This is a genomic window from Vibrio navarrensis (assembly GCF_000764325.1).
Taxonomy (GTDB): Bacteria; Pseudomonadota; Gammaproteobacteria; order Enterobacterales; family Vibrionaceae; genus Vibrio; species Vibrio navarrensis.
Genome location: NZ_JMCG01000002.1, coordinates 257317 through 283160 on the forward strand (window position 1 = coordinate 257317; position 25844 = coordinate 283160).

24 protein-coding genes are annotated in these 25844 nt (G+C 46.8%); 6 read left to right on the top strand and 18 right to left on the bottom strand.

Annotation, left to right across the window (positions count from 1 at the left end; translation table 11 throughout):
- Positions 1-1404, top strand: coding sequence for a Y-family DNA polymerase (locus EA26_RS15515; RefSeq protein WP_039429776.1), 1404 nt, complete (start codon positions 1-3; stop codon positions 1402-1404).
- Between the two features lie 6 nt (positions 1405-1410).
- Positions 1411-4485 carry an error-prone DNA polymerase gene (locus EA26_RS15520; protein ID WP_039429777.1) on the top strand — a complete coding sequence of 1025 codons (3075 nt, stop codon included), beginning with the start codon at positions 1411-1413 and terminating at the stop codon, positions 4483-4485.
- A gap of 103 nt (positions 4486-4588) precedes the next feature.
- Here EA26_RS15520 and EA26_RS15525 read toward each other — a convergent pair whose 3' ends face one another.
- Complete coding sequence (locus EA26_RS15525) at positions 4589-5530, bottom strand: chemotaxis protein CheV (RefSeq protein ID WP_039429780.1); 942 nt, start codon at positions 5528-5530, stop codon at positions 4589-4591.
- Between the two features lie 216 nt (positions 5531-5746).
- Entirely contained in the window at positions 5747-6964 is a 1218-nt protein-coding gene (gene mlc, locus EA26_RS15530; protein ID WP_039429783.1) for a sugar metabolism global transcriptional regulator Mlc, read from the bottom strand.
- A 262-nt stretch (positions 6965-7226) separates the two neighbouring features.
- Between mlc and pyk the strand changes: the two genes are divergently transcribed.
- Entirely contained in the window at positions 7227-8675 is a 1449-nt protein-coding gene (gene pyk, locus EA26_RS15535; protein WP_039429785.1) for a pyruvate kinase, read from the top strand.
- A 30-nt stretch (positions 8676-8705) separates the two neighbouring features.
- Here the strand turns inward: pyk and EA26_RS15540 are convergent, their stop codons facing one another.
- Positions 8706-9884, bottom strand: a complete 1179-nt coding sequence (locus EA26_RS15540) for a patatin-like phospholipase family protein (protein ID WP_039429788.1) — start codon at positions 9882-9884, stop codon at positions 8706-8708.
- A gap of 15 nt (positions 9885-9899) precedes the next feature.
- A complete protein-coding gene (cydH, locus tag EA26_RS21780) occupies positions 9900-9992 on the bottom strand; it encodes a cytochrome bd-I oxidase subunit CydH (protein ID WP_139045625.1) in 93 nt (30 codons plus the stop codon).
- 124 nt (positions 9993-10116) lie between these two features.
- On the opposite strand from cydH, the gene EA26_RS15550 reads away from it, so the two are divergent.
- The 3 genes from EA26_RS15550 (at position 10117) to EA26_RS21785 (ending at position 12727) form a co-directional block, all read left to right on the top strand.
- Complete coding sequence (locus EA26_RS15550; protein WP_039429793.1) at positions 10117-10713, top strand: outer membrane beta-barrel domain protein; 597 nt, start codon at positions 10117-10119, stop codon at positions 10711-10713.
- A gap of 458 nt (positions 10714-11171) precedes the next feature.
- Positions 11172-12632, top strand: coding sequence for a sodium-dependent transporter (locus EA26_RS15555; protein ID WP_039429795.1), 1461 nt, complete (start codon positions 11172-11174; stop codon positions 12630-12632).
- 2 nt (positions 12633-12634) lie between these two features.
- Positions 12635-12727, top strand: a complete 93-nt coding sequence (locus tag EA26_RS21785) for a MetS family NSS transporter small subunit (protein WP_139046422.1) — start codon at positions 12635-12637, stop codon at positions 12725-12727.
- Between the two features lie 678 nt (positions 12728-13405).
- Here EA26_RS21785 and ptsG read toward each other — a convergent pair.
- The 14 genes from ptsG to yceD form a co-directional block, all read right to left on the bottom strand.
- Positions 13406-14836 (bottom strand): PTS glucose transporter subunit IIBC, encoded by a 1431-nt coding sequence (gene ptsG, locus EA26_RS15560; RefSeq protein WP_039429798.1) that lies wholly within the window; start codon positions 14834-14836, stop codon positions 13406-13408.
- Positions 14837-15279: 443 nt separating this feature from the next.
- Positions 15280-16047, bottom strand: a complete 768-nt coding sequence (locus tag EA26_RS15565) for a TatD family hydrolase (RefSeq protein WP_039429800.1) — start codon at positions 16045-16047, stop codon at positions 15280-15282.
- A complete protein-coding gene (locus EA26_RS15570; protein WP_039429803.1) occupies positions 16038-17000 on the bottom strand; it encodes a DNA polymerase III subunit delta' in 963 nt (320 codons plus the stop codon). Before EA26_RS15570 ends, EA26_RS15565 begins: the two co-directional genes overlap by 10 nt.
- A gap of 2 nt (positions 17001-17002) precedes the next feature.
- Positions 17003-17641 carry a dTMP kinase gene (gene tmk / locus EA26_RS15575; RefSeq protein WP_039429805.1) on the bottom strand — a complete coding sequence of 213 codons (639 nt, stop codon included), beginning with the start codon at positions 17639-17641 and terminating at the stop codon, positions 17003-17005.
- Positions 17641-18657 (bottom strand): endolytic transglycosylase MltG, encoded by a 1017-nt coding sequence (gene mltG, locus EA26_RS15580; RefSeq protein ID WP_039429807.1) that lies wholly within the window; start codon positions 18655-18657, stop codon positions 17641-17643. Before mltG ends, tmk begins: the two co-directional genes overlap by 1 nt.
- Positions 18654-19457, bottom strand: a complete 804-nt coding sequence (gene pabC, locus EA26_RS15585) for an aminodeoxychorismate lyase (protein ID WP_039429810.1) — start codon at positions 19455-19457, stop codon at positions 18654-18656. The genes mltG and pabC overlap by 4 nt, the downstream gene beginning before the upstream one ends.
- A gap of 80 nt (positions 19458-19537) precedes the next feature.
- A complete protein-coding gene (gene fabF, locus EA26_RS15590; RefSeq protein ID WP_039429813.1) occupies positions 19538-20779 on the bottom strand; it encodes a beta-ketoacyl-ACP synthase II in 1242 nt (413 codons plus the stop codon).
- Positions 20780-20870: 91 nt separating this feature from the next.
- A complete protein-coding gene (acpP, locus tag EA26_RS15595; protein ID WP_039429816.1) occupies positions 20871-21107 on the bottom strand; it encodes an acyl carrier protein in 237 nt (78 codons plus the stop codon).
- Positions 21108-21272: 165 nt separating this feature from the next.
- Entirely contained in the window at positions 21273-22007 is a 735-nt protein-coding gene (gene fabG, locus EA26_RS15600) for a 3-oxoacyl-ACP reductase FabG (protein WP_039431599.1), read from the bottom strand.
- A 24-nt stretch (positions 22008-22031) separates the two neighbouring features.
- Complete coding sequence (fabD, locus tag EA26_RS15605; protein ID WP_039429819.1) at positions 22032-22955, bottom strand: ACP S-malonyltransferase; 924 nt, start codon at positions 22953-22955, stop codon at positions 22032-22034.
- A gap of 73 nt (positions 22956-23028) precedes the next feature.
- Positions 23029-23979, bottom strand: a complete 951-nt coding sequence (locus EA26_RS15610) for a beta-ketoacyl-ACP synthase III (protein ID WP_039429821.1) — start codon at positions 23977-23979, stop codon at positions 23029-23031.
- Between the two features lie 5 nt (positions 23980-23984).
- The gene (gene plsX / locus EA26_RS15615) at positions 23985-25010 is read right to left on the bottom strand and encodes a phosphate acyltransferase PlsX (RefSeq protein ID WP_039429823.1); all 1026 of its coding nucleotides are present in this window, start codon (positions 25008-25010) and stop codon (positions 23985-23987) included.
- A gap of 9 nt (positions 25011-25019) precedes the next feature.
- Complete coding sequence (gene rpmF, locus EA26_RS15620) at positions 25020-25190, bottom strand: 50S ribosomal protein L32 (RefSeq protein WP_039429829.1); 171 nt, start codon at positions 25188-25190, stop codon at positions 25020-25022.
- Positions 25191-25226: 36 nt separating this feature from the next.
- Positions 25227-25751: a 23S rRNA accumulation protein YceD gene (gene yceD / locus EA26_RS15625; protein WP_039429832.1), complete on the bottom strand. Its 525-nt coding sequence runs from the start codon at positions 25749-25751 to the stop codon at positions 25227-25229.
- Between the last annotated feature and the right edge of the window lie 93 nt (positions 25752-25844).

Below are 25844 nucleotides of genomic sequence, written 5' to 3' on the forward strand. Positions count from 1 at the left end.
ATGAATCTATGGCTCTATCTCCATTTTCCCGCTTTGCAATTAGACAGTCTTGCCGAAGCAGAGAAGGACGTTGCAATTGCCATCGTCAATAAGCACTCTCACCAGGTCATGCAAAGCAATGCGGCCGCCAAAGCAGCCGGAGTTCAGCCTAATATGGGCCTTGCAAGCGCTGCTGCACTTTGTGCCCATTTGCAGGTCGTGCCTTATGATGCAGACATTGAGAACAATAGGCTCAAAGAGATCGCCCAATGGCTCTATCTGGTGACCGCCGATCTGGTGCTGATGCCTCCGCAAGGACTGTTGATCCGCGCTAGCCATATGTTGCAGTTGTACTCTGGCCTCGCAGGTTACTGGCAAGTTTTATCGGCTCATTTAAAACCGCTTTCACTGCGCTTCCATTATGCTTGTGCTTACTCTCCCCTTGCCGCCATGCTGCTTGCCAAAGCAGGCAATGATTTGCTAAGTGATGATCGTGACGCTATTGCCCTGCGCTTAGGGCAGCACGATTTGCAATGCACTGAACTGTCCGTTGAAACGGTCGAGAAACTGCGCCGCGTCGGGATTAACACCTTAGCGGATTTATTGGCTTTGCCTCTTGCAGAGGTTGCACGGCGTTTTGATATCGATCTGGTCAACTATCTCGGTAGGCTGACCGGGCAATTTAAACATCCCGTCGATTTTTATCACCCGCCCGCCCATTTTCGCCAAGAACTTGAGCTACTGTATGAGATTGAAAATGTGCAGTGGTTAGAAAAGCCATTGAGTAAGTTATTAAAGCAGCTTGAAAACCACCTCCGATTACAAGATCAGGTTGCCTATGAATTAGCACTGACATTGCAACAACGCGAAGGACAGCGCAAGCGTGTTATTTTTACTTCAGCACAAGGAGATTACCTCTGGCACAAGTGGCAAACGCTTGCTTGCCTAACACTGGAATCTTTAACCTTAGACGCCCCCGTAACGCGTTTAACGCTTGAAGTGCAAAGGCTAGGTGAGCATGGGCTCAATAAAGCGGAGCTGTTTTCAAAATCGACTGGCGTTCTATCCGCTGCTGAGCTTTGTTCGCTGTTGCAGGCTAAACTGGGTAACGAGGCCGTTGTACAACCTTCCCTTAAGCAAGATCCACGGCCAGAAAAAGCCACCGACTATCGGCCCGTTTTGCAGTCGTCCCCACATCGCCTTCCTGATTGCCATGCATTGCGACCTAGCTTTCTTCTAACTACTCCTAAGGTTTTGCGCCAACAAGTCGATTTAATTCACGGGCCAGAAAGAGTGGTCAGCGGTTGGTGGGATGGAGATGATGTAATGCGCGACTACTTCATCGCCCGAACTCATGATGGTCAGTGGCTATGGATCTTTCGCGATCCACAGCAACGCTGGTTTGTTCACGGACTTTTCTGTTGATTGACGATGCTTTACGCCGAACTTTTTTGCCAAAGTAACTTCTCTTTCCTCACTGGCGCTTCGCATCCAGAAGAACTGGTTTTACAAGCGGATTTTCTCCGTTATCACGCCATTGCCATCACCGATGAATGCTCACTAGCTGGTGTTGTGCGAGCTCATACCGCGATCAAAGAGCATCAACTCAGCATCCGTCAGATAGTTGGCAGCATGTTTTGGTTAAGCGGTGAGTGCCAATGCCTGTTGTTGTGCCCAGACCGCCTTGCGTATGCTGAGTTATGCCGGATTATTACTAACGCCAGAAGACGCTGCACTAAAGGAGAATACCAGTTATCGGAGTGGGATTTGATGTCTGCCAAGCACTGTTTGATCCTTTGGTTGCCTTGTGGGAAAAGCCGCGATCTGCATTGGGGAAGATGGTTGCAACGCTACCATACTTCCCGGCTCTGGATCGGGTTGCAAAGACATCTGCACCATGACGACCAAACGTACCGCGAGCATTGTCTATCTCTCGCCAAAGAGCTCAATCTACCCATCACCGCTTGTGGCGGCGTACTCATGCATCACAGCGAACGTTTGCCCTTACAACACACCTTAACGGCCATTCGCCAAGGCTGCACTGTCGAAGAGCTGGGGGCGGATAGATTAACCAATGCCGAGCGCAGTTTGCGCGATGCCGGGAAACTGCAAAAGCTCTTCAAAGCCGAATGGCTAGCCGAAAGTGTACAGATTGCTAAACGCTGTACCTTCAGCCTTGATGAGCTGAGATATCAATACCCAAGTGAACTGATCCCTGATGGCTTTACCCCCGACGGCTATTTACAGCACCTCGTCCATGCGGGCAAATATCGCCGTTTTCCCAACGGCGTACCTGCTCATATCGAGGAGACCATTAGCAAAGAATTGGCATTAATCAAAGAGCTCCAATACGCCTTTTTCTTCCTCACCATTCACGACATCGTGATGTTTGCCAAACGGCAGAACATTCTTTATCAAGGCCGGGGCTCAGCTGCGAATTCTATCGTGTGTTATTGCTTGGAAATTACCTCGGTCGATCCTCGTCAAATCTCGGTCTTGTTCGAACGTTTTATTAGCAAAGGACGTAATGAACCGCCTGATATTGACGTGGATTTTGAACATGAACGCCGCGAAGAGGTTATCCAATACGTTTACCGCAAATATGGTCGAGAGCGAGCAGCGATAGCTGCAACCGTGATCACCTACCGCTTCAAAAGCGCACTGCGAGAAGTGGGTAAAGCGCTTGGGCTGGAAGAGACTCAGCTAGAGTTTTTTATTAAAAACATTAATCGCCGCGATCGCTCGCTCGGCTGGCAGGCACAAATTGTTGAACTTGGCCTCAAGCCTGATTCACTTAAAGGGCAGCATTTTATTCACTTGGTTAACGAGATTATTGGCTTTCCCAGACATCTCTCTCAGCATGTGGGCGGCTTTGTCATCTCCGCAGGCCCACTGTATGAGCTAGTACCGGTGGAAAACGCGGCGATGCCGGAAAGAACGATCATTCAATGGGATAAAGACGATCTTGAAAGCCTGCGGCTACTGAAAGTCGACATACTGGCGCTAGGCATGCTGACGGCGATCCGACGCTGCTTTCAATTGATTCAACATCACCATCACCGTACGCTTTCCCTCGCCAAGATCACCCGCCTGCAAGACGATCCTCAGGTGTACAAGATGATCCAACGTGCTGATACGATTGGTGTCTTCCAGATTGAATCACGTGCTCAAATGAGCATGCTGCCACGCTTAAAACCAGCCAATTATTATGACTTGGTGATCCAAATTGCGATTGTTCGCCCAGGGCCAATCCAAGGGGATATGGTCCACCCATTTTTAAAACGGCGGCGCAAAGAAGAAGCCGTGACTTACCCATCCAAAGAGGTACAAGCGGTATTAGAACGCACTTTAGGTGTGCCAATATTTCAAGAGCAAGTGATCAAACTGGCGATGGTCGCCGCAGGCTTTAGCGGCGGTGAAGCAGACCAGCTACGTCGTGCGATGGCCGCTTGGAAGAAAAATGGTAGCGTGTTCAAATTTAAATCGAAACTTATCAATGGCATGCTTGAGCGCGGCTATGAAGCGCAATTTGCCGAACGAATTTTTGAACAAATTTGCGGCTTTGGCGAGTATGGCTTTCCTGAAAGTCATTCTGCCTCTTTTGCGGTACTCGCCTACTGCTCCGCCTGGCTCAAACATTACTACCCTGCTGAATTTTATACGGCTTTACTCAACAGCTTACCGATGGGTTTTTACAGTGCATCACAACTTATTCAAGATGCGCAGCGACATGGTATCGAGGTGTTGCCTGTGTGCGTTAACGGCTCTGAAAAGCAGCACACTCTCGTACGTGTTGGGCAAAGGCCGCTTGCGATTCGCTTAGGGCTGAGTTTAGTCAAAGGGCTAAGCGAAGAAGGAATCCGTCGGCTGATCCAGCACCGCCCGGCACAAGGTTACCAGACGATTAATGCGGTCAAGCAGACACTTAATCACCAGCGAGATATGGAAAGTTTGGCGTCGGCCAACGCACTGCACAGCATTTCTGGAAATCGCTATCAGACTCGCTGGCAAGTGATGGACTCACTGAGCGACTTACCCCTATTTTCCAGCATGCTAAGTAGTGACCACTCGCTTCACTCCACGCCGAGTGACTACCAGAATTTGATTGAAGATTTTGCATCCACGGGCGTTTCTCTTGGCCAACATCCCATCACTATGTTGTCACGGGCCGGAATGTTGCCCAAATTCGTACGTTGTCAGGAGCTAAGCCAGCTTTCTCATCGCTCTGCCGTAACCGTCGCAGGTTTGGTAACGGGTCGCCAAGCACCGGGAACCGCGACGGGCGTTACTTTTGTCACCCTAGAAGATGATACTGGTAATATTAACGTGGTCGTTTGGCAAGCCACTGCAAGAGCGCAAAAGCACGCTTATCTTTCTGCAAAGGCATTGATGGTGAAAGGCATTTTAGAAAGAGAGGGCGAGGTAATTCATGTAATTGCAGGCAAGCTCATCGACCTGACACCACATCTGGCAGAACTGAGTACTCACTCGCGTGACTTTCACTAATCCATATCTCGCGGCGAAGACACTCTTTTTGTACCTAAGAAACATGCATCAAAAAAGGAAGCGCTCGCTTCCTTTCTGGTGATGTGCAACAAATCTGAGGCACTTATAGGATTTCTCGCAAGCGGTCTTGCGCGACTTCCACCAGCAAGTCTGGTTGGAACTTGGAGATGAAGCGGTCACAACCCACTTTCTTCACCATGGCTTCATTAAAACTGCCACTGAGTGATGTGTTTAAGGTGATGAAGAGTTTGGCCATTCTTGGATCGCTTCGCACTTCGTGTGTCAGCTTATAGCCATCCATTTCCGGCATTTCGGCGTCGGTAATCATCAACAGTAACTCTTTGGTCAAGTCCTTGCCTTCATCACACCAGGATTTCAATAATCTCAGTGCTTCGAGGCCATCACGGCACTCAATAATATTCAGACCGAGCTGCGAAAGTGTATCGCGGATCTGATTACGCGCGGTTGAAGAGTCATCCACAACCAACACATTGCGCCCAACCATGTTTTTGACCAGTTTCTCATCAAGCACTTCCTCTGAGATGGACACGTCGTAGTCGACAATTTCCGCCAACACTTTTTCCACATCGATGATTTCGACAATCTGTGTTTTGTCGCCCTCTTTCACTTGCGTAATGGCGGTGAGGTAATTGCTGCGTCCGGACGTTTTTGGCGGCGGCTGAATTTCGGTCCACGCGGTGTTAATAATGTTGCGTACCTGTCCTACCAAGAAGCCTTGTACCGTACGGTTATACTCCGTAATGATCAGGTTTTCTTCTTGACCAGCCATTTGCGAAGGTGGAAAACCGATAGAGCGTCTAAGATCAATGACAGGCACAGGCTCACCACGCAACGATGCAACACCGCGAATGTTGTAATGCGCGCCAGGCAGTTTAGTGAGAGGAGGCACTTTCATCACCTCTTTCACTTTAAACACGTTGATTGCAAATAACTGACGGCTATTCAAACTGAACAGCAAAAGCTCCAGACGGTTTTCGCCGACCAGATTGGTTCGCTGGTCTACAGTATTTAAAACTCCAGACATACAACATCCTAAATGGGTTAAAACTCTATTAAAAATAGCCTAAAAAATGCAAGCCATAGCAAAAGTACATGAATGAAAAATAGATAGCAATCAACTTGCCTGATTTGGGATAAGCAGCTCACTAAACCTGGCGTAAGAGCAATAGCGAGATGCGAGAGAATTGAAATTTCATAACAACAGCATTGGCCTGACGCTTATTCAGGCCAAAATGGGTCGTTAACCTTCGACGACCTTCATCAGCAATAAACCATCGTAAAGCGCCTGTTTAATTAACGCTGCCCCGGGCATGGTCGCCTGCTTATAAAAGCGTGATTCGACTAACTCAAGATCTTGGTGATAAACGGGCAAGCTCTGCTCTTCAATACATTGGCGAATCGAGGGATACAGTACGTCTTTGGCTTGGTTAATGACTCCGCCAATAAGAATTTTTTCTGGGTTAAATAAGTTAATGACGATAGCAATCGCTGAGCCCAAATAGCGGCCAAGTTTTTCAATCACAGCGACACACAGCGGATCGCCATTCGCCGCCGCTTCACAAACGCTCTCAATGGTGATCTCTTCCATGCCAGACAAAATGGATTCTTCTCCCTGAGCGATACGTTCAAACACCTCTTGGCGTATGGCTTGTGAACTGGCCACCGTCTCTAAACAGCCTCGGTTTCCACAATGGCACTGACGGCCGTTGGGATCTATCTGAATATGACCCAACTCACCAATGTTGCCATGCCGTCCTTGCAGTACTCGACCGTCTAGGATGATCCCAGCGCCAAGACCGTGGTGAATCGAAATCAATACGGAGTTCTCATTTTCTTGCGAGTGACCAAACAACTTTTCGGCCAACGCCCAAGCGCGGGTGTCATTAGCGATAAAAACAGGTAATCCGGTGGCCTTATAGATTTCAGGGCCCAATGCGAGATTTTCAACATTGTAATGGGGCATTTGCAGCACAATGCCTTGCTCAGAATTGACCAAGCCAGGTAGCGTAATCGCGATACTGGTAACGCGATCGAGCTGCTCTGCATACGTTTGAAAGAATTCTTCGATTTCGTGTAGAAGGCGGGCTAACACATCCTCTTGATCGCGTTCATGAATATCGATTTTGGTATCAATAAGCACTTCGCCGCCCAACTCGTGGAGTGCAATCGTCAGATAGCCGCGGCCTAACCGCATCGAGAGAAATTGCCAACCGGCGTTATTTACCTGAAGCCCAACCGCCGGGCGCCCACGACTGGTCGCTTCCTGCACTGTTGTTTCATGCACAAGATGCGCTTCGATCAACTCGCGGGTGATTTTTGTGATGCTCGCTGGTGCCAGTTGGCTTTCTTTGGATAAGTCTATCCGGGAAATTGGCCCTTTGAGATCAATCAGTTTATATACACGACCAGCATTGATCTGTTTGATATGATCAATATGGCCCGGTTGAGCCATGTACATCTTGCACTCCAACATTCTATAACTGGGTAATTTTTTTACTTTGCGAAGTAATTGTGAAGTGAATTGATATAACCCCGTGACAAGCATCACGTATAAACATGAATCTTTGTGTATTCAATCAAATATCCACAAATTAGTCGCTGGTAGATCTATTCTTGGATAACTTATTTTTAAATGAAAAATTTCCTGTAACGCTGGAAAGTCAGCCATAAACCGACCACGCTTCTCAATAGAAAGTGTCACACACATTCCTGGAGTCTCTATGACCAGCAAGCTTAGAAGAACAAAAATTGTCACTACATTAGGCCCTTCAACTGACAAAGGTAATAATTTGGAAGAGATAATCCGCGCAGGAGCCAACGTAGTGCGGATGAATTTCTCACACGGCAGTACAGAGGATCACAAACAACGTGCGGAAAAAGTGCGCACCATTGCGGCTAAATTAGGCAAACAGGTAGCGATTTTGGGTGATTTGCAAGGCCCAAAAATTCGTGTATCGACGTTTAAAGAAGGCAAAATAGAACTCAATGTCGGCGACCGATTTACGTTAGACAGCGACCTACCCAAAGGCGAAGGGGATCAATACTCGGTCGGTCTCGATTATAAAGCTTTACCAAGAGATGTTGGGCTAAATGATATTCTGCTGCTGGATGATGGCAGAGTGCAATTGCAGGTATTAAACGTCGAGGGAAATCGAGTTCATACCGAAGTGATTGTCGGCGGACCGCTCTCCAACAACAAAGGCATCAACAAAAAAGGCGGCGGTTTATCGGCTGACGCACTCACTGAAAAAGACAAACAAGACATCCTAACGGCCGCTGAAATCCAAGTGGATTACTTAGCCATCTCGTTTCCTCGCAATGGTGAAGACATGAATTACGCCAGACGCCTCGCTCGGGATGCCGGATTAGAGGCCAAGCTGGTGGCTAAAGTGGAACGGGCTGAAACGGTTAAGAATGACGAAAATATCGATGACATCATCATGGCTTCCGATGTGATCATGGTGGCTCGCGGCGATTTGGGGGTTGAAATTGGCGACCCTGAATTAATCGGTGTGCAGAAAAAGCTGATCCGCCGCGCCAAAGAACTCAATCGCGTGGTGATTACTGCGACACAAATGATGGAGTCCATGATCGAAAACCCCATGCCGACACGCGCCGAAGTCATGGACGTCGCTAACGCGGTTCTCGATGGAACCGATGCGGTGATGCTCTCTGGCGAAACCGCCGCGGGGAAATACCCGGTTGAGACCGTTCGTTCCATGGCGGAAGTGTGCATCGGCGCAGAGAAGATGATTGAAGCAGGTACGCAAAACTACCGAATTGATAAATCGTTCGCCACCGCTGAAGAAACCATTGCCATGTCCACCATTTATGCAGCCAACCATATGGAGGGAGTTAAAGCGATGGTCACCTTAACGGAATCTGGTCGCACCGCGCTGATGACATCTAGACTTAACTCTCTACTGCCCATCTTTGCTCTATCGCCTAACGAACGCACTCTCAATCGCTGTTCGCTCTATCGCGGTGTCACACCCGTTTTCTTTGATACCAAAGTGGAGACAGGCTTCGATGTTGCGCTTGCGGCACTCAATACGCTAAGAAAGAAAAAATTGTTGGAATTTGGCGACCTAGTAATTATCACCCAAGGTGACATTATGGATGTAGAAGGCTCGACCAACTGTATGCGCATCTTACCTGTGTTCGAATAAGCTTTGCTTTAGTGATGGGAAAGCCAGTGATTACTGGCTTTCATCTAAACGAAGCAAAGTTTCTCTCACTCGCCCCTGTCGCAGCGATTCGTACTGAGCAATAAACCGATTTCCCGCTTGTACACCTAACTCATAATCCGCCAGTAGATCTTTTTTATCGCTAAGCAACGACGAAGAACGTAACGGTCCATCCGGCGTTATTTGAATCACAAAGGTGTCATCTGGCGGTTTGGCAAGAAAATCTCGCGTTAAGGTGTAGGTCTGATAGTGCACCATCAGCATATCCGCCAATCCTGAATCAAAGTTGTCGCCAATAAGATGGCTAAGACGATAAATGTTATCGGCACCAAACAACCAACGCCCTCCGTTCAGCAAGCGAATAGGCTCTCCTTTTTCACTTTGGGATGCGGCAATTTGCTGCTGGAAGAAATGACTCCAGTCGTCTTTCCATCGATTGAGCCGACTCTGCCACTTACCTTGCACGCTGCCAAAAGAGCGGCGAAACCACTCAATTTCCTCTCTCTGCACAGCGGCTGATTGCTTGACATCCGCTTTTTCTGGCAACACAAACGGCTCCGTTCGAATCACGATAATGGCTCTGGCGTTACGGCGCCAAGCTTCCTGAACAGGAATGGAGGCTGAGACACCGCCATCCACATATTCGCGCCCGCCAATCGTCACTGGATTGGAATAGAGTTTAGGAATCGCACAAGTTGCCAGCATAGTTTGATACCAATTGGGCCCAAAGATCGGCAAGTACTTATCAGTGAGCGTGCTGGTGTCTGTTACAGAAGCAAAAGCTTGACGATATGCCAAGCTCGTTTCTCCTAGGTCTAGGTCAAGCTTGTAAGGATAAGCGCAGATCTTATCCAAGGCCCAATCCAACCCTAAGTACTGCTTGTTCCTGATATAACTGAAAAGATTGAAAAATTCTTGAGACGTCGTCAATTCGGTAATGAATGCTTTACCGAGCCCGTGTTGTCGACATAGATAAGAGCAAAGGTTTAACGCCCCCGCAGACGTTCCAAAGAACTCGTCAAAAGGGTCGAAATTGGCAAGAATAAAAGCGTCCAGCACACCTGCGGTGAAAATTCCTCTCTGTCCGCCCCCTTGAGCGACCAATGCGGTTTTCCCATGCTGGTACTTCGCAAAACGCTCCGTATCCAGATTGATGTAACCGTTCGTGACAATACCACTGTTTATTGCCATCGCTGTTACCTGATTTTAAGCGGCAGCGATCGCAATAAAACCAAACGAGAGTAGAACCGCAAACACAGTTGCTGTGATGATTAGGGCTGTTTTCAGATCGTGTTCCATAGGCACCTCCATGCTGTAACAAAGTAATAACAGCTGTAAGAATTATGTTCAAGAACTGTCTAATATGCCAGCGCGAATTTGAAGCTAGTATCACAATTAAATAATTGGAGATAAAGGGGTTTATATGCTAAGTAGAAGTCTCGTTTTGGCTGTTATCAGCTTGATGATCACCACGCAAGTTCAGGCACAAACATCGAATGTGATGATTACACCATTTCTCGGTTTCATCGGAGGTGGTGCGGTAGAAGATAATACGGGTAAAAGCTATGATCTCAATCCTTCGACAAGCTATGCTGTTGCCTTAGAAACACCACTTGAGAAAGGTCGTGTCGGCTTTTTCTATTCCTACCAAGGATCAGATTTGCAAGGTGTCGAAAATCAATACGGCTTTCACTACTTACATTTCCAAAGCAGTATTTACTATCCATCCCAATCTGGGTTCACTGGCTATCTTGGACTAGGGCTAGGTAGTTCCTATGCCGATGTGGATTGGGCGGATAAAAAATTTGGCTTCTCAGCCAGTATATTCGGCGGTATCGAGTATAAAGTGAGTGACAATCTCGCACTCACTGCACAACTGCGCTGGTTAGGTACTGTGGTCGATAATGACACATCGGGTGTTTGTACTTCATCAGAGGCTGGACAGAACTGCGTTATTCGTTTCGAAACCGACTGGATGAATCAGTTGCAATCCAACTTGGGATTGACCTTCAAGTTTTAACAACCGCACAACAATATCTGCTGCAAGGGTGTATAAAAACTAGCCATACACCCTAGTGGGCAAAAACAGTTTATCTTCCAAGACACTTGCTCAATTACAGAATAATAGTCTGTCACACCACCAATACTCAGCCACGATCGATCTGCCATCTCCCTTTGTTACAAGATATAAACCAGACAAATCGCCAAAATTAACAAATGTCATCTATTGCGCCGCACCGGATAAATCGCTAGTCTTCTGCTTAAGCGACAGCTGAATATTTCAGATTTCGCAAACACACATCCAACAATTAAACATTTTATTCTGGATTTTTCTGCCGATAACGACATATACACTAAGAATTACGTTATCAATAGGTTAATTACTAAGTTGATTGTGAATTACCGTTATTCCTTTCTCTAGTCAAAAAACTTGAGCAGAAAAGCTTCATTCCTCAGGGAGTCGTATAGGAGTCTTATATGAAGCGAGAACAATGGGGATCCCGTGCGGGGTTCATCTTAGCCGCTGTAGGTTCAGCGATAGGTTTGGGAAACATCTGGCGTTTTCCGTATATGGCCTATGAAAATGGTGGTGGCGCATTTTTTATTCCTTACCTTTTTGCCATGATCACCGCGGGCATTCCATTCATGATCCTTGAGTTCAGTATGGGTCAAAAATACCGTGGCTCAGCGCCAAAAACACTCGCTAAAATCCATGCCAAGTTTGAGTGGCTGGGTTGGTTCCAAGTTGGTGTTGCCGCCGTGATTGCGGTCTATTATGTCGCTGTAATTGGTTGGACAATTTCTTACTTTGGTATGTCTTTCACCCAAAGTTGGGGAACGGATACGAACGCTTTCTTCTTCAGTGAGTATCTTGGTCTGGGTGATAACTCACCCACTAACTTAGGTAGTATTCAGTGGAAGATTGCGATTGCTATGTTGATTGCTTGGGCAATCACTTATGCAGCGATTGTGGGCGGGGTAAAATCCGGCATTGAGCGTGCCTCCAAGATCATGATGCCTATTCTGTTCATCATGGTGTTGATTCTGATTGGACGCATGATTTTCCTACCTGGCGCTTTAGATGGCGTGAACTATATGTTTACTCCTGACTTTAGCAAAATTTGGGATGTCAAAGTTTGGGCAGCCGCTTACGGACAGATCTTCTTTACCCTGAGTATCGGCTTTGCCATTATGCTGGCTTACTCAAGTTATTTGCCAGAGAAATCAGACATCACAAATAATGCCTTTATGACGGTGTTAATTAACTGTGGTTTCTCTATCCTAGCAGGCATCATGATTTTCTCTGTGCTTGGTTACATGGCGCAAGAACAAGGCAAACCACTTACCGAAGTCGTTTCTGCGGGTGTGGGACTGGCCTTTGTGACGCTTCCAGCGGCGATCAACCTACTGCCTGCGCCTTATATCTTAGGCCCACTGTTCTTCTTCGCTCTTGCCGTAGCTGGATTAAGCTCACACATCTCGATTATGGAAGCAGTTACGTCCGCTATCATCGACAAACTTAACTGGAGCCGTAAAAAAGCGGCAACCGTTGTAGTGGGTGTTGGTGTGGTGGTTTCAATGGCCTTTGCAACCAATGGTGGCTTGTTACTACTTGATTTAGTTGACCACTTTGCTAATAACGTCGGCATCATGTTCGGTGGTCTGGTGGAGATTGTGCTAATGGCATGGCTACTTAACAAAGTGGCAGACGTCCGTGGCTATGTGAACAATATTTCGGACTTCACCATCGGCACTTGGTTCGATGTTTGCTTGAAGTTCATCACACCAGCGGTATTGGCGGTGATTCTGGCAACCAAGCTGCAGGCTCTACTCACGGAAGGTTATGGTGGCTACGATCTGACACTGGGTTGGGCCGTGATCGGCGCTCTGTTTATCTTTGGCTTTGCCATCAACTTAACCAATCGCAAGGAGGCATGATTATGACAACTGGTGCGATCGTCATGATGATTATTGGCCTAGGAATTACCTGGGGCGGCGCGGCAATTTGCATTAAGCGCGCAATGGATAAGTAAACGCTATCCAATCTGTTTTCCAGCCGGCTCTTTTGAGCCGGCTTTTTTGCACCTACCATTTATTTAAGTACTAATCACTCTAGCCTTTCATTTATTGCCTTCCGTGTTCCAAACATTGTGATAATCATCCTAATTCAATCACCGCCATTGCTCCTGTTTACAGCACGACTCCATCAGTTAAATACCACCGACGTTTAGACCAACAGAAACGAATGAAACAACTCGCTTTTCTCCTCTACCGCCTAAATTCTCGATAGTCTGAAGTCAGCCCAGATAGCGTGTCATTAACGTCTGGATGATCAGACTCGACCTTACAGCGAACCAATTGAGAGGAAATCTGTCTAGAATACCGAAAGCTTAGTCAGAGGACGTTAGATATTTAAGGAAAGACGAAACAGTTCGCGACCATTGAAACTGTGCGCCTGATTTCTAGAAACCGACCTTTACTCAAGAGTTTCAGCCGAATGAATGTCGGAGAATAGCGCTGAACGCCATTTCCCCTTAAACCGCTGGACAACACGACTTCTCAGGTTATGCGAATAACTCAATTAAGAAAATCTGGAATGCAAAGCTAATGTGATAACAACAAAAGCCACTCACGTGAGCAGGTAAATAAACACTAAAAGATGCAAAATAAAAAAGGAGGCCGAAGCCTCCTTTTCACATGACGATGGAAAATTAACCGTGGTTACGGATCCACTCATCCATTTCAGTTTTCAGGTTGTCAGACTTAGTACCGAAGATAGCTTGTACGCCACCTGATACAACAACTACGCCTGCCGCACCTAGCTTTTTCAGTTTGTTTTGGTCAACGATTTCAGTATCAGCAACAGACACACGTAGACGAGTGATACATGCATCTAGGTTAGTAATGTTCGCTTTACCACCGAAGGCTGCAACCAGTTCACCTGCTAATTCAGTACCTGATGTTGCAGTTGCGTCTGCAGTTTCATCTTCACGGCCTGGTGTTTTCAGGTCCATTGCACGGATAACGAAAGTGAACACAACGTAGTACAGCACTGCGTAAGCAACACCCAAACCAACGAGCAGCAACATGTTTTCTGCACGTGGAGATTGAACTACGAAGTCGATGAAACCGTTAGAGAAGGTGTGACCGTGTACAACACCCAGTGAGTTAGTTAGCACATAAGCCAGACCAGCAAGCACTGCGTGGATTGCGTACAATACTGGAGCGATGAACAAGAATGAGAACTCGATTGGCTCAGTAATACCGGTTAGGAATGAAGTCAGAGCTGCTGACGCCATGATACCCATTACTTTCGCACGGTTTTCTGGTTTAGCACAGTGAGCGATAGCAAACGCCGCAGCTGGCAAACCAAACATCTTGAACAGGTAGCCACCCGCTAGCTGACCGAAACCATTACCCGCTGCACGAGTTGCGTCATCAGCAGTTAGGAAACAGGTCATGATGCCGTGTACTGTTTCACCTGAACCATTCACACAGGTACCCGCTTCATAGAAGAATGGTACGTTCCAGATGTGGTGTAGACCGAATGGGATCAAAGAACGTTCAACAACGCCATAGATACCAAATGCCGTTACTGGGTTCTGATGCGCAGCCCAATCAGAGAACGATGCAATTGCAGCACCAATTGGTGGCCAGATGAATGACAAAATCACGCCAAGAATAATAGATAGGAAACCAGTGATAATCGGCACTGCACGTTTACCAGCGAAGAAACCTAGGTATTCTGGAAGTTGAATTTTGTAGAAACGGTTGAATGCCCAAGCAGCCACACCACCAGCAAGGATACCACCTAGGACACCCGTGTCGATTTTGTCTGCACCCATTACGGTTGCCATCACTTTTAGCGTTGCAACCATGATTCCGTAACCAACGATAGCCGATAGACCTGAAACACCATCGTTATTGGTAAAGCCAAGTGCCACACCTACCGCAAATAGTAGTGCCATTTGACCAAATACTGAACCACCTGCTTGCTCCATTAGGTGAGAAACCACCTCTGGTAGCCAGCTGAAGTTGGCAGCACCTACGCCAAGCAAAATACCCGCAACTGGTAAAACTGATACTGGTAGCATCAGAGCTTTACCAACTTTTTGCAGGTTAGCAAAAAGGTCTTTAAACATGTTTATGCTCCTGATTAAGTTATTAGTATTTTGGGTTCTAACGGCACACCCCCGTAGCCTAAATGTTAGCACCCAATGAAAATGTAACCACATTTGTCATTATATTTTCCGCCTCTAAATATATCTTGATGCCACTCAAACTTTCTACAAAGTTACGAAATTTAGTTTCAAAACAAGCCTTAGATCACACACATTTACGTCTGTCAATAGGTATGAATAGTAAATTAACTTGTTGTTTTTAAATGATTTTGTAATTAATAAAATTAATTTTATAGCGTAAATAAAATGAGCTACGATGTTATTTTTAGTAACAAAATTACATTTAGGTGAATAGTCGCAAAATCAATCAACACATTTCGTTAACAAGCGCCATTAGATTATTTCGACACACATAACGAAAAAAAAGAGAGCAAATGCTCTCTTTTTGAACGGTTTTTATATTTTTATCGCAAAAAAAGATCTCGATAATTTTGGCTCGTTTTTTGCGCAACCTCCGCTAAGGAGATGCCTTTAAGCTGGGCAATATATGCAGCAACCTCGACAACAAACGCAGGTTGGTTTTCCTTGCCTCGATGAGGAACCGGAGCCAAATAAGGGGAATCGGTTTCAATCAGCAAGCGGTCTAATGGTAGGTTTTTGACCACTTCCTTCAATTCAGTAGCTTGTCGAAACGTAACGATCCCTGAAATCGAAATGTAAAAACCCAGTTCCATCGCGGCTTGAGCAAAAGGCATATCCTCAGTAAAACAGTGAATAACGCCCCCACATTGCTCAGCTGCACCACTTTTCAAAATGGACAGCGTATCTTCTCTCGCCTGTCTCGTGTGGATGATAAGTGGCTTGTTAAGTTCTACAGCAAGCTCTACGTGCTGTTCAAAGCGAGTGCGCTGCAGCGCAGCTGTTTCAGGTTGGTAATGATAGTCAAGCCCAGTTTCCCCTACGGCAACAACCTTCGGATGACTGGCGTACTCTTTTAGCGTAGCCAAACAAAAATCGCTTTCGACATCCAACGGATGGACACCACACGAAGCACGAACATTGTCAAACGGCTCAATCATCTCAAGCATTTTGGGGAAAGAATCCAAAGTCACACCCACCGAGAGAAGTTGGTCGACGTTGACTTGTTTTGCTTTGTTAATCACATCTGCAATGTCCAGATGCAGGTCATCATAGTTCAACTTATCTAAATGACAATGAGAGTCTACAAACATAGTGCCTCTCGGATTTCTATAATCCAGTTGGTAATAAGAAGTTCTTCATTCAAGCCGGGAAACGTACGCAATTGTTGCATTAGTTGCGTGAGCGATTCCATAGCAGAATGCAAACGGATAAGTGGGTAGTGACTCAATGTTTGACTGCCAAACAAGAGATCTTGACTGTCTAAACGAAATGCCGCTTTTTGCGCATCAGATAATAGATACCACAACCAAGTCAGATTTCTTTGCGAAGACGTTTGTATTAACGAAACCAACTCGGTGATATCGCCCCAAGGTTGGGTCAGCACACTGAGAAAAAGCGCCTCTAATTTTTGATACTCCGCAACCCCTCCGGCTTGCGCCATCGCTTTGGCTTGCAGTGGTGAATAGTGGCTGAGTTTAAGTAAGTCTTTTGCAACGTCCTTCACGCCCTGCTGACGCAGCCATTCTACCGCGGCATTGAGATCTGGCGTCGTTACCGTCCATTGTTGACAGCGGCTGACAATCGTTGGCAACAAGCGCTTTTTATCCCGATTGACCAACAGAAAAAGGCACTGCTCACCCGATTCTTCCAAGGTTTTCAACAGCGCGTTGGAGGCTGACTCGTTCATTGCTTCGGCAGGTTCAATGATAAAAAGTCGGTAACCTCCCAACTGGGACGACTCCTGCGTTAAGCGATTACAATGGCGAATCTGTTCGACGCCAATTGCTTTTCCTTCCTTTTCGGGAAGAATACGATGGAGATCGGGATGATTATTGGACTTCACCAAGTCACAGCTATGGCAAAACCCGCAGGCTTGATCAGGGTAGGTTTTGCACAGCAAAGCGGCAGCAAACGCATCCACTAAAACTTCGACGCCTAAATCGGCATCACTTTGCAACAAAACCGCACCAGGTAGCCGCTGCGCTGCCATTGACGCTTGTAACCCACGCCACACATTTTCTAGCCAAGGATACTCGTGTACCATCCTCAATCCTGTGTTTCCACTAACCATTTTTGCAGTACGGTGCGAATGTCCTGCGCAACCGCATCGATCGCTTGTTCTGCATTGATAATCACTACTGATGGATCCGCTTGGGCAATCTGCAAATAACGTTGACGTGTACGTTCGAAAAAGCTGATATCCATTTTCTCAATTCGATCAAGCTCCCCACGCCCTCTAGCTCGTTCAAGCCCCACTTTGGGATCGATATCCATGTAAATGGTAAAATCTGGTTTGAATTCACCAAGCGCGGTATCACGCAGATTTTTCATCAATAGCGGAGAGATCTGACGCCCGCCGCCCTGATACGCTTGTGAGGACATATCATGTCTATCCCCCACCACCCATTGCCCTTGGGCAAGAGCAGGTTTGATCACGTTCTCCACCAGTTGCACACGTGCCGCATACAGCAGCAGCAACTCGGTCATATCGTGTAGATGCTCACCTGAGTGTTCTTCTTTAACCAAAGCACGTAACTTTTCTGCTAACGGGGTTCCACCGGGTTCTCTAGTCTGCACGACATCTTGAATACCAGCCTGACCAAGCACATCCAAAACGGTACTGATTGCGGTACTCTTCCCCGCGCCTTCTAATCCTTCTACGACGATAAATTTTGTCTTGTTCATTATTTTTTTCTTAATTCTCGTAAATATGCACGTACTGCGCTGTTGTGCTCTGCCAATGTTTTCGAGAAAACGTGTCCTCCTTTCCCACTGGCAACAAAGTATAAGTAGTGGCTATTTTTTTCTGGGTTTAATGCCGCTTGAATAGAGGCTTCACCCGCCATCGCAATCGGTGTTGGTGGTAAGCCATTGATCACATAAGTATTGTACGGTGTCGGCGTGCGAAGATCTTTCTTGCGGATATTCCCGTCGTAGTGTTCCCCCAAGCCATAAATCACCGTCGGATCGGTTTGTAAACGCATACCTTTATTCAAGCGATTGATAAAGACTGAGGCAATTCGCTCGCGTTCATCGTCGATCGCCGTCTCTTTTTCAATGATAGAAGCCAAAATAAGCGCTTCATAAGCGGATTGCAGTGGCAACTTCTCCTGACGACTCTGCCAATGCTTGTCGAGTATTTTATTCAGTTTACTATGCGCTCGTTTTAACAGTTCAATATCCGATGTTCCCATGGTGTAGTGGTAGGTTTCGGCTAAAAACAGTCCTTCCAGCTTGGTATAAGGCACATCTAACTGCTTGGCGATCTCCTCTTCACTTAATCCCTCAAGCTTGTGGATCAAGTACGGCTCATTGGCGATCTGTTCAATCCACTCTTTAAACTGGCTTCCTTCCACAAAAGTGATACTAAACTGATGCTCCTTGCCTTCGTTAAAGAGCACCAACACATCATAGAGCGACATCTCTGGTCGTATTTGATAGGTGCCCGCTTTAATCTGCGTCAACTCAGGATAGAGTTTCGGTAGCAGACGGGCAAAGGGTGTGTCACCTATCCATTGCTTCTCTTGAAGCAAGATCAGCGCACGGCTAAATCCGCTGCCTACTGGGACTGTGATAATTTGCGCTTGTTCGATGTTCACTGGCAGTTCCACATACTGCTTGATCTGCGATAAAACATACTGGCTACCCACCGCGATGACGATGGCAGCAACAATAATTACGGCTAATAACTTCTTAATCACGAACAGAAAATTCCTTGAAAGTATCGTGTCATCTCACCAATCGGCATATTGCGATCTTGTATGCGAGTCACCGGCGCTACACCAAGCAACGAGTTACAAACAAACACTTCGTCAGCATCAAGTAACTGTGCTATCTGCGCATCAATCACATTAACTGTCATGCCGTCATGCTGTGCTTGAGCGAGGATCAAACGACGCATAATACCTGCCACACCACTTTGCGACACATCACTGGTATACAAAACCGACTCTTTGAGCCAAAAAAGATTGGCCATTGTAGTTTCAATAACATGATTTTGCACATTTAAGGTGACGCCGTCTTGATAGCCTTGCTTTTCCATCTCCGCTTTACACAAAATCTGCTCCAAACGGTTGTTATGTTTGTGCCCGGCAAGCAATGGATTAATACCTAAACGGGTTTGACACACCCCCAGTTGCAAGCCTGTTTGTTGTAAAGCGGCATAATGCGGTGGATAGGAAGCACTTGAGATCGTCACGAGTGGCTGCGTTACCTCGGAAAAACTGTACCCTCGCCCACCAAGACCTCGACTAATATGCAGTTTAAGCACCGCCTTTTCATCGGCAAGTACCGCTAAGTCTAGCCACTGTTTTACTTGTAACCAGTCGGGAATGGGAATATGCAATGCGCTTAGACACGCCTGCATACGTTCAATATGCAGAGGCCAGTGCTCAATATGCCCATACCGGCTCAACATAGTGGTGAAGCATCCGTCGCCATATTGAAATGAACGGTCGGTAAGCGAAACCATCTCACTTGGTACACCATTTACCCAAAACATTTCAGCATCCCTAAAAAACAAAAACGGCTCAATGCTAAGCATCAAGCCGTTTAAATACAAGTTTCTAAACTCTAAAGCACTTAGATTTTCTTAAAGATCAGAGAACCGTTAGTACCACCGAAGCCGAAAGAGTTACAGATGGCGTACTCCATCTCCACTTTTTGTGCAACATGCGGCACGAGGTCAATCTCTAATCCATCTTCTGGGTTATCCAGGTTGATGGTTGGTGGAACAATCTGATCAACCAATGACATCACCGTGATGATAGCCTCAACCGAGCCTGCGGCGCCTAAAAGGTGCCCAGTCATTGACTTAGTTGAAGAAACTTTAACTTGTTTCGCGCCTTCTTCACCAAGAGCACGCTTAACACCCTTGATTTCCGCCACATCACCAGCTGGTGTTGATGTGCCGTGAGCATTCACGTAACCAACTTGTGTGCCGACAATTCCAGCATCACGCATCGCCGCTTCCATCGCCAGTGCGCCGCCCGAACCATCTTCACTCGGAGAGGTCATGTGGTAAGCATCACCAGACATGCCAAAGCCAACCAGTTCAGCGTAAATCTTCGCGCCGCGTGCTTTAGCGTGTTCATACTCTTCCAATACCATGATGCCAGCACCGTCACCCAGCACAAAACCGTCACGGTCTTTGTCCCAAGGGCGAGACGCTTTTTGTGGCTCATCATTACGGGTCGATAACGCTTTCGCCGCGCCAAAACCAGCCATGCCAAGCGGTGTTGATGCTTTTTCTGCACCACCAGCGACCATAACGTCGGCGTCACCGTAAGCGATCATACGCGCAGCGTGACCAATATTGTGCAGGCCAGTTGTACACGCGGTAGAGATAGCGATATTCGGACCACGCATACCACGCATAATAGATAGGTTACCCGCAACCATGTTAACGATGGTTGAAGGAACAAAGAACGGACTCACTTTACGTGGGCCTTTCTCGACTAGAGCGGTATGGCCAGTTTCAATTAAATCAAGGCCACCGATGCCAGAACCAATCGCCACACCAACACGATGTGCGTTCTGCTCGTTAATTTCCAGACCTGAGTCATCCAGAGCCTGAATGCCTGCTGCGATGCCGTACTGGATAAACAAATCCATTTTACGAGCATCTTTTTTAGACATGTACTCTTCGCAATTGAAGTCTTTTACCAGACCGGCGAAACGGGTAGAAAAATTAGTTGTATCGAAATGATCGATATTGACGATACCACTTTTGCCTTCCAGCAGGGCTTTCCATGAATCTGCTACAGTGTTGCCGACCGGTGACAACATACCCATGCCAGTGACAACTACACGACGCTTGGACACGATATAATTCTCCGGGAATTGAGTTTCTATGGGAGGATAGAAGAAGTTGGAAAAAACACAGGCGGTCTAGGTGACCGCCTGGGAGAGACTATTACTCTGCGTTAGCAGTCACGTAGTCGATAGCAGCTTGAACAGTTGTGATCTTTTCAGCTTCTTCGTCTGGAATCTCAGTGTCGAATTCTTCTTCTAGTGCCATTACTAGCTCAACGGTATCTAGAGAATCCGCGCCTAGGTCATCTACGAAAGAAGCTTCGTTTTTCACTTCAGATTCGTCAACACCTAGTTGTTCAACAATGATTTTCTTTACGCGTTCTTCGAGGTTGCTCATTTTTCTTTTCCTTTACAGAGTTCGCTTTATGCGATGTTTTCCGTAGTTTATTCAATCTATTAAAAGTTGCAAGGCTAACTTTTCTGGTCAAACCACAATTTACGCGATTTTAACCGATTTTCATTACATATTTGACCTAAATCATGCACAGATGCTGCACAAAATTTAAACCATATACATACCGCCATTCACATGAAGTGTTTCGCCAGTGATGTAAGCCGCCGCTGGCGACGCCAAAAATACCACAGCTTCAGCGATTTCACGAGGATCACCAAGACGACCTGCTGGTACATTCGCCAAAGTGACGGCACGTTGTTCATCATTGAGCGCACGAGTCATGTCGGTTTCGATAAAACCAGGGGCAACCGTGTTCACTGTCACACCACGCGATGCTACTTCACGTGCGAGAGACTTGGTAAAGCCGATCACACCTGCTTTAGCGGCTGCGTAGTTTGCCTGCCCTGCATTACCCATAGTGCCAACAACAGAGCCGACGTTGATAATGCGACCATCACGCTTTTTCATCATGCCACGCATAACCGCTTTTGACAGGCGGAAGATAGACGTAAGGTTAGTGTCCATAATGTCACTCCATTCGTCATCTTTCATGCGCATTAACAGATTATCACGCGTGATACCTGCATTATTGATCAAAATATCAATCGCACCGAACTCATCGTTGATGGCCTTTAGTGTAGCCTCAATTGACTCAGCTTGGGTGACATTTAACGCAAAACCTTTGCCATTTTCGCCTAAATATTCAGAAATGGCGGCTGCGCCACTTTCTGATGTCGCAGTACCGATAACGGTTGCACCACGTTCAACCAAGGTTTCCGCAATCGAGCGGCCAATACCACGGCTTGCGCCTGTCACTAGGGCAACTTTGCCACTTAAACTCAATAAGTCTGTCATTGGTTTTCCTTATTATTTTACAGCGTCCAGCGAAGCCATATCGTTCACCGCTGCCGCTTCTAGAGACTTAACAATGCGTTTGGTCAAACCGGTTAATACTTTACCGGGACCCATTTCAAGTAATTTCTCCACACCCTGATTGCTCATTAGCTCTACGCTTTCGGTCCAACGAACTGGGCTGTAAAGCTGACGAACAAGGGCATCTTTGATCTTCGCAGGGTCGGTTTCTGCAACCACATCGACGTTATTGATAACCGAAAGCTGCGGGGCATTAAATTCGAGAGCTTCGAGTGCAACAGCCAGCTTGTCTGCCGCAGGCTTCATCAGCGCACAATGCGATGGTACAGAAACTGGTAGAGGCAAAGCACGTTTGGCACCCGCTTCTTTACACAGCACGCCCGCACGCTCTACCGCATCTTTACTACCCGCAATCACCACTTGACCCGGAGAGTTGAAGTTCACTGGAGAAACCACTTCACCTTGCGCGGCTTCTTCACAGGCTTTTGCAATAGCGTCATCATCTAAACCGATAATCGCATACATCGCACCGGTACCTGCAGGAACCGCTTCTTGCATCAATTGCCCACGCAGTTCAACCAGTTTGATCGCTTGTTTAAAGTCGATAACACCCGCACAGACCAACGCCGAATACTCACCTAGGCTGTGACCTGCCAAGTTCGCAGGTTGCGCAAGACCTAATTGCTGCCATATGCGCCAGATCGCGACAGATGAGGCCAGCAAAGCAGGCTGGGTACGAAAAGTTTGATTGAGATCTTCCGCAGGGCCATTTTGCACTAAAGACCAAAGGTCATAACCAAGCGCTTCTGAGGCTTGCGCAAAAGTCTCTTTTACGATGTCGTATTGTTCGCCAAGTTCAGCAAGCATACCTACAGCTTGTGAGCCCTGACCTGGGAATACAATAGCAAACTTGCTCATAGCAATTTTCCTTAACCAAAGCAAAATAAGGGGAAGTCGTTGCAATTTGACGACTTTAATATGAAACTCTTAATTAAAAGCGTACTAGGGCCGAACCCCAGGTAAAACCACCACCAAAAGCCTCGAGCAATAATGTCTGACCACGCTTAATGCGGCCGTCGCGTACCGCTTCATCTAATGCTGTCGGCACCGTGGCGGCAGAGGTGTTCCCGTGGCGATCTAGGGTAATAACCACTTGATCCAAAGACATCGAAAGCTTTTTCGCCGTTGCTGAGATGATTCGGTAGTTCGCCTGATGTGGCACTAACCAATCCAACTCAGATTTATGCATGCCGTTAGCGTCCAGGGTGTCTTTCACCAGCTTAGACAGTTGCGTCACTGCTACCTTGAATACTTCATTACCCGCCATATGCAGCCATTTGTTGGCGTCTTTGCCACGCTCAGGTACTTCAAGGCTAAGTAAATCACCAAATTCACCATCGGCATAAATGTGTGTCGAGAGTATCCCTGGTTCGTTACTTGCGCCTAATACCACCGCACCCGCACCATCACCAAAAAGAATAATGGTTGAACGATCGGTCGGGTCACACGTTTTTGACAGCGCATCTGAACCCACTACAAGGACATTCTTGCACATCCCTGTTTTGATATGCTGATCGGCGACCGATAGTGCATAAATAAAACCGGAACAGGCGGCGGCGAGATCAAATGCTGCACAGCCTTTAATGCCAAGCTTTGCCTGAACCTGACACGCAGATGAAGGGAAAGTATGGCTACCGCTAGTCGTCGCGACAATGATGAGATCAATGTCATGTTTATCAATGCCGGCCATCTCAATGGCATGTTCAGCGGCATAGAAACCCATATCCGCAACAGTTTCGTTTTCTGCCGCAATACGACGTTCTTTGATGCCTGTACGAGTCACAATCCACTCGTCACTCGTCTCTACCATTTTCTCGAGATCAGCGTTGGTGCGGATCTGAGATGGCAAGTAGCTGCCAGTACCTAAAATTTTGCTATACATGAAGACTAATAATGCCTCTCGAGTAAAACCGCTTCCAAACGATCGCTTATCCGGCTTGGTACTTGTCGTTTGACCTCGTGTACTGCTTCGCCTATGGCGTTAACAACCGCAGATACATCAGCACTTCCATGACTTTTAATGACAATGCCGCGCAATCCTAGCAAACTTGCGCCGTTATACTGGTCGGGGTTCAGTGTTTTTAATTCATAAAATAGCCCAGAAAGCAGTTTTTTAGCTATCCAACCCTTTATAGACGAAGTCGCCATGCTATTTTTTATTTTTTCAATAAAGAGCTGAGCGGTGCCTTCACTCGCCTTAAGACAAACGTTACCGACAAAACCATCGCAGACAATCACGTCGGCCACATTCTGTAGAATCTGATTTCCCTCAATGAAGCCGACAAAATTGACCGCGTCGGTTTGGGAAAGTAATTCGGCACAACGTTTGACCACATCGTTACCTTTAATCTCCTCAACACCCACATTTAATACTGCTACTTTGGGTACACGATTCAGGTGCTCTTCGGCGAGCGCAGCCCCCATCACCGCAAACTGAAACAAACTGTCAGCATCACAAGAGACGTTCGCCCCTAAGTCCAGCATCCAACTGCGGCCAGCGGACACGGTGGGTAATGCAGACACTAATGCAGGTCTGTCTATGCCAGGCAGTAGTTTGAGAATAAAACGAGATAAGGCCATTAAAGCGCCGGTGTTACCACCACTGACGCAGGCATCCGCTTTACCATCAGAAACCAGTTCAATCGCCAAACGCATCGAACTGTCTTGACTGTTACGAAGTGCCAGAGAAGGTTTTTCCGAGTTAGAGATTACACGACTGCAATGCCGGATAGTCAGACGAGAGTCAGGTTTATAACCTAATCGGGAAAGTTGAGTTGTGATCAAAGGTTGATCACCTGTGAGAATCACTTTTAGCTCTGGGAAATGAGACAGTGCCTGCACGGCGGCAGGCACTGTGACGCGAGGACCAAAATCCCCGCCCATTGCATCAAGTGCAACGGTAATACTTTGCAAAGGTCAACCTTACTTGTTGATAACCTTTTTGCCACGGTAGTAACCTTCAGCGGTTACGTTGTGGCGTAGATGCGTTTCACCAGAAGTCGCGTCTACAGATAGAGCTGCTGTAGTTAGCGCATCGTGTGAACGACGCATACCACGTCTTGAACGTGTTTTACGGTTTTGTTGTACGGCCATTGACCCTACTCCTATGTTATGGGTTCAGCGTAAAGCTTATTGCTTTAAGCTTTTTAAAACATCGAACGGATTTGGTTTGCTTTCCTCAATTTCTTCAGGAATATCGCCAAATACCATGTTATTTGAATCAACGCTGCAATCCGCTTCATCGTGCATGGCAATTTGAGGTAATTCTAGAATGAACTCGTCTTCAACCAATTGAATGAGATCGACTTCTCCGTACTCGTTAAGATCTACCAAATCGTAACATTCTGGGGCATCTTGCTCACTTTTCTCACTGTAATAGGGAGTGTAAGTGAACTCTACTTCACAGCGATGTGTGAATGACTCATTACAACGTTGACACTCTAAATCGACTTCGATGTTAGCTTTACCAGAGATAACAACCAGTCGCTGTTCATCTATCTCAAATGACAAATAGACTTCTGCGTCGCGTTTTACGCCTTCGGTCATTTCAGCAAGACGCTTAAACAGACTGGCTTGGATGATACCATCGTAATCCAATCTTTTTTGAGCAGCCTTCGCCGGATCCACCGTTCGCGGTATTTTTACCTTTTGCATAGGGCGCGAATATTATCTTCCAAATAGAAATTAGTCAAAGAAAAAGGCAAAAAAGTTATACTTTTTTGCGCTTGCTATACAGAGCATTAGCAA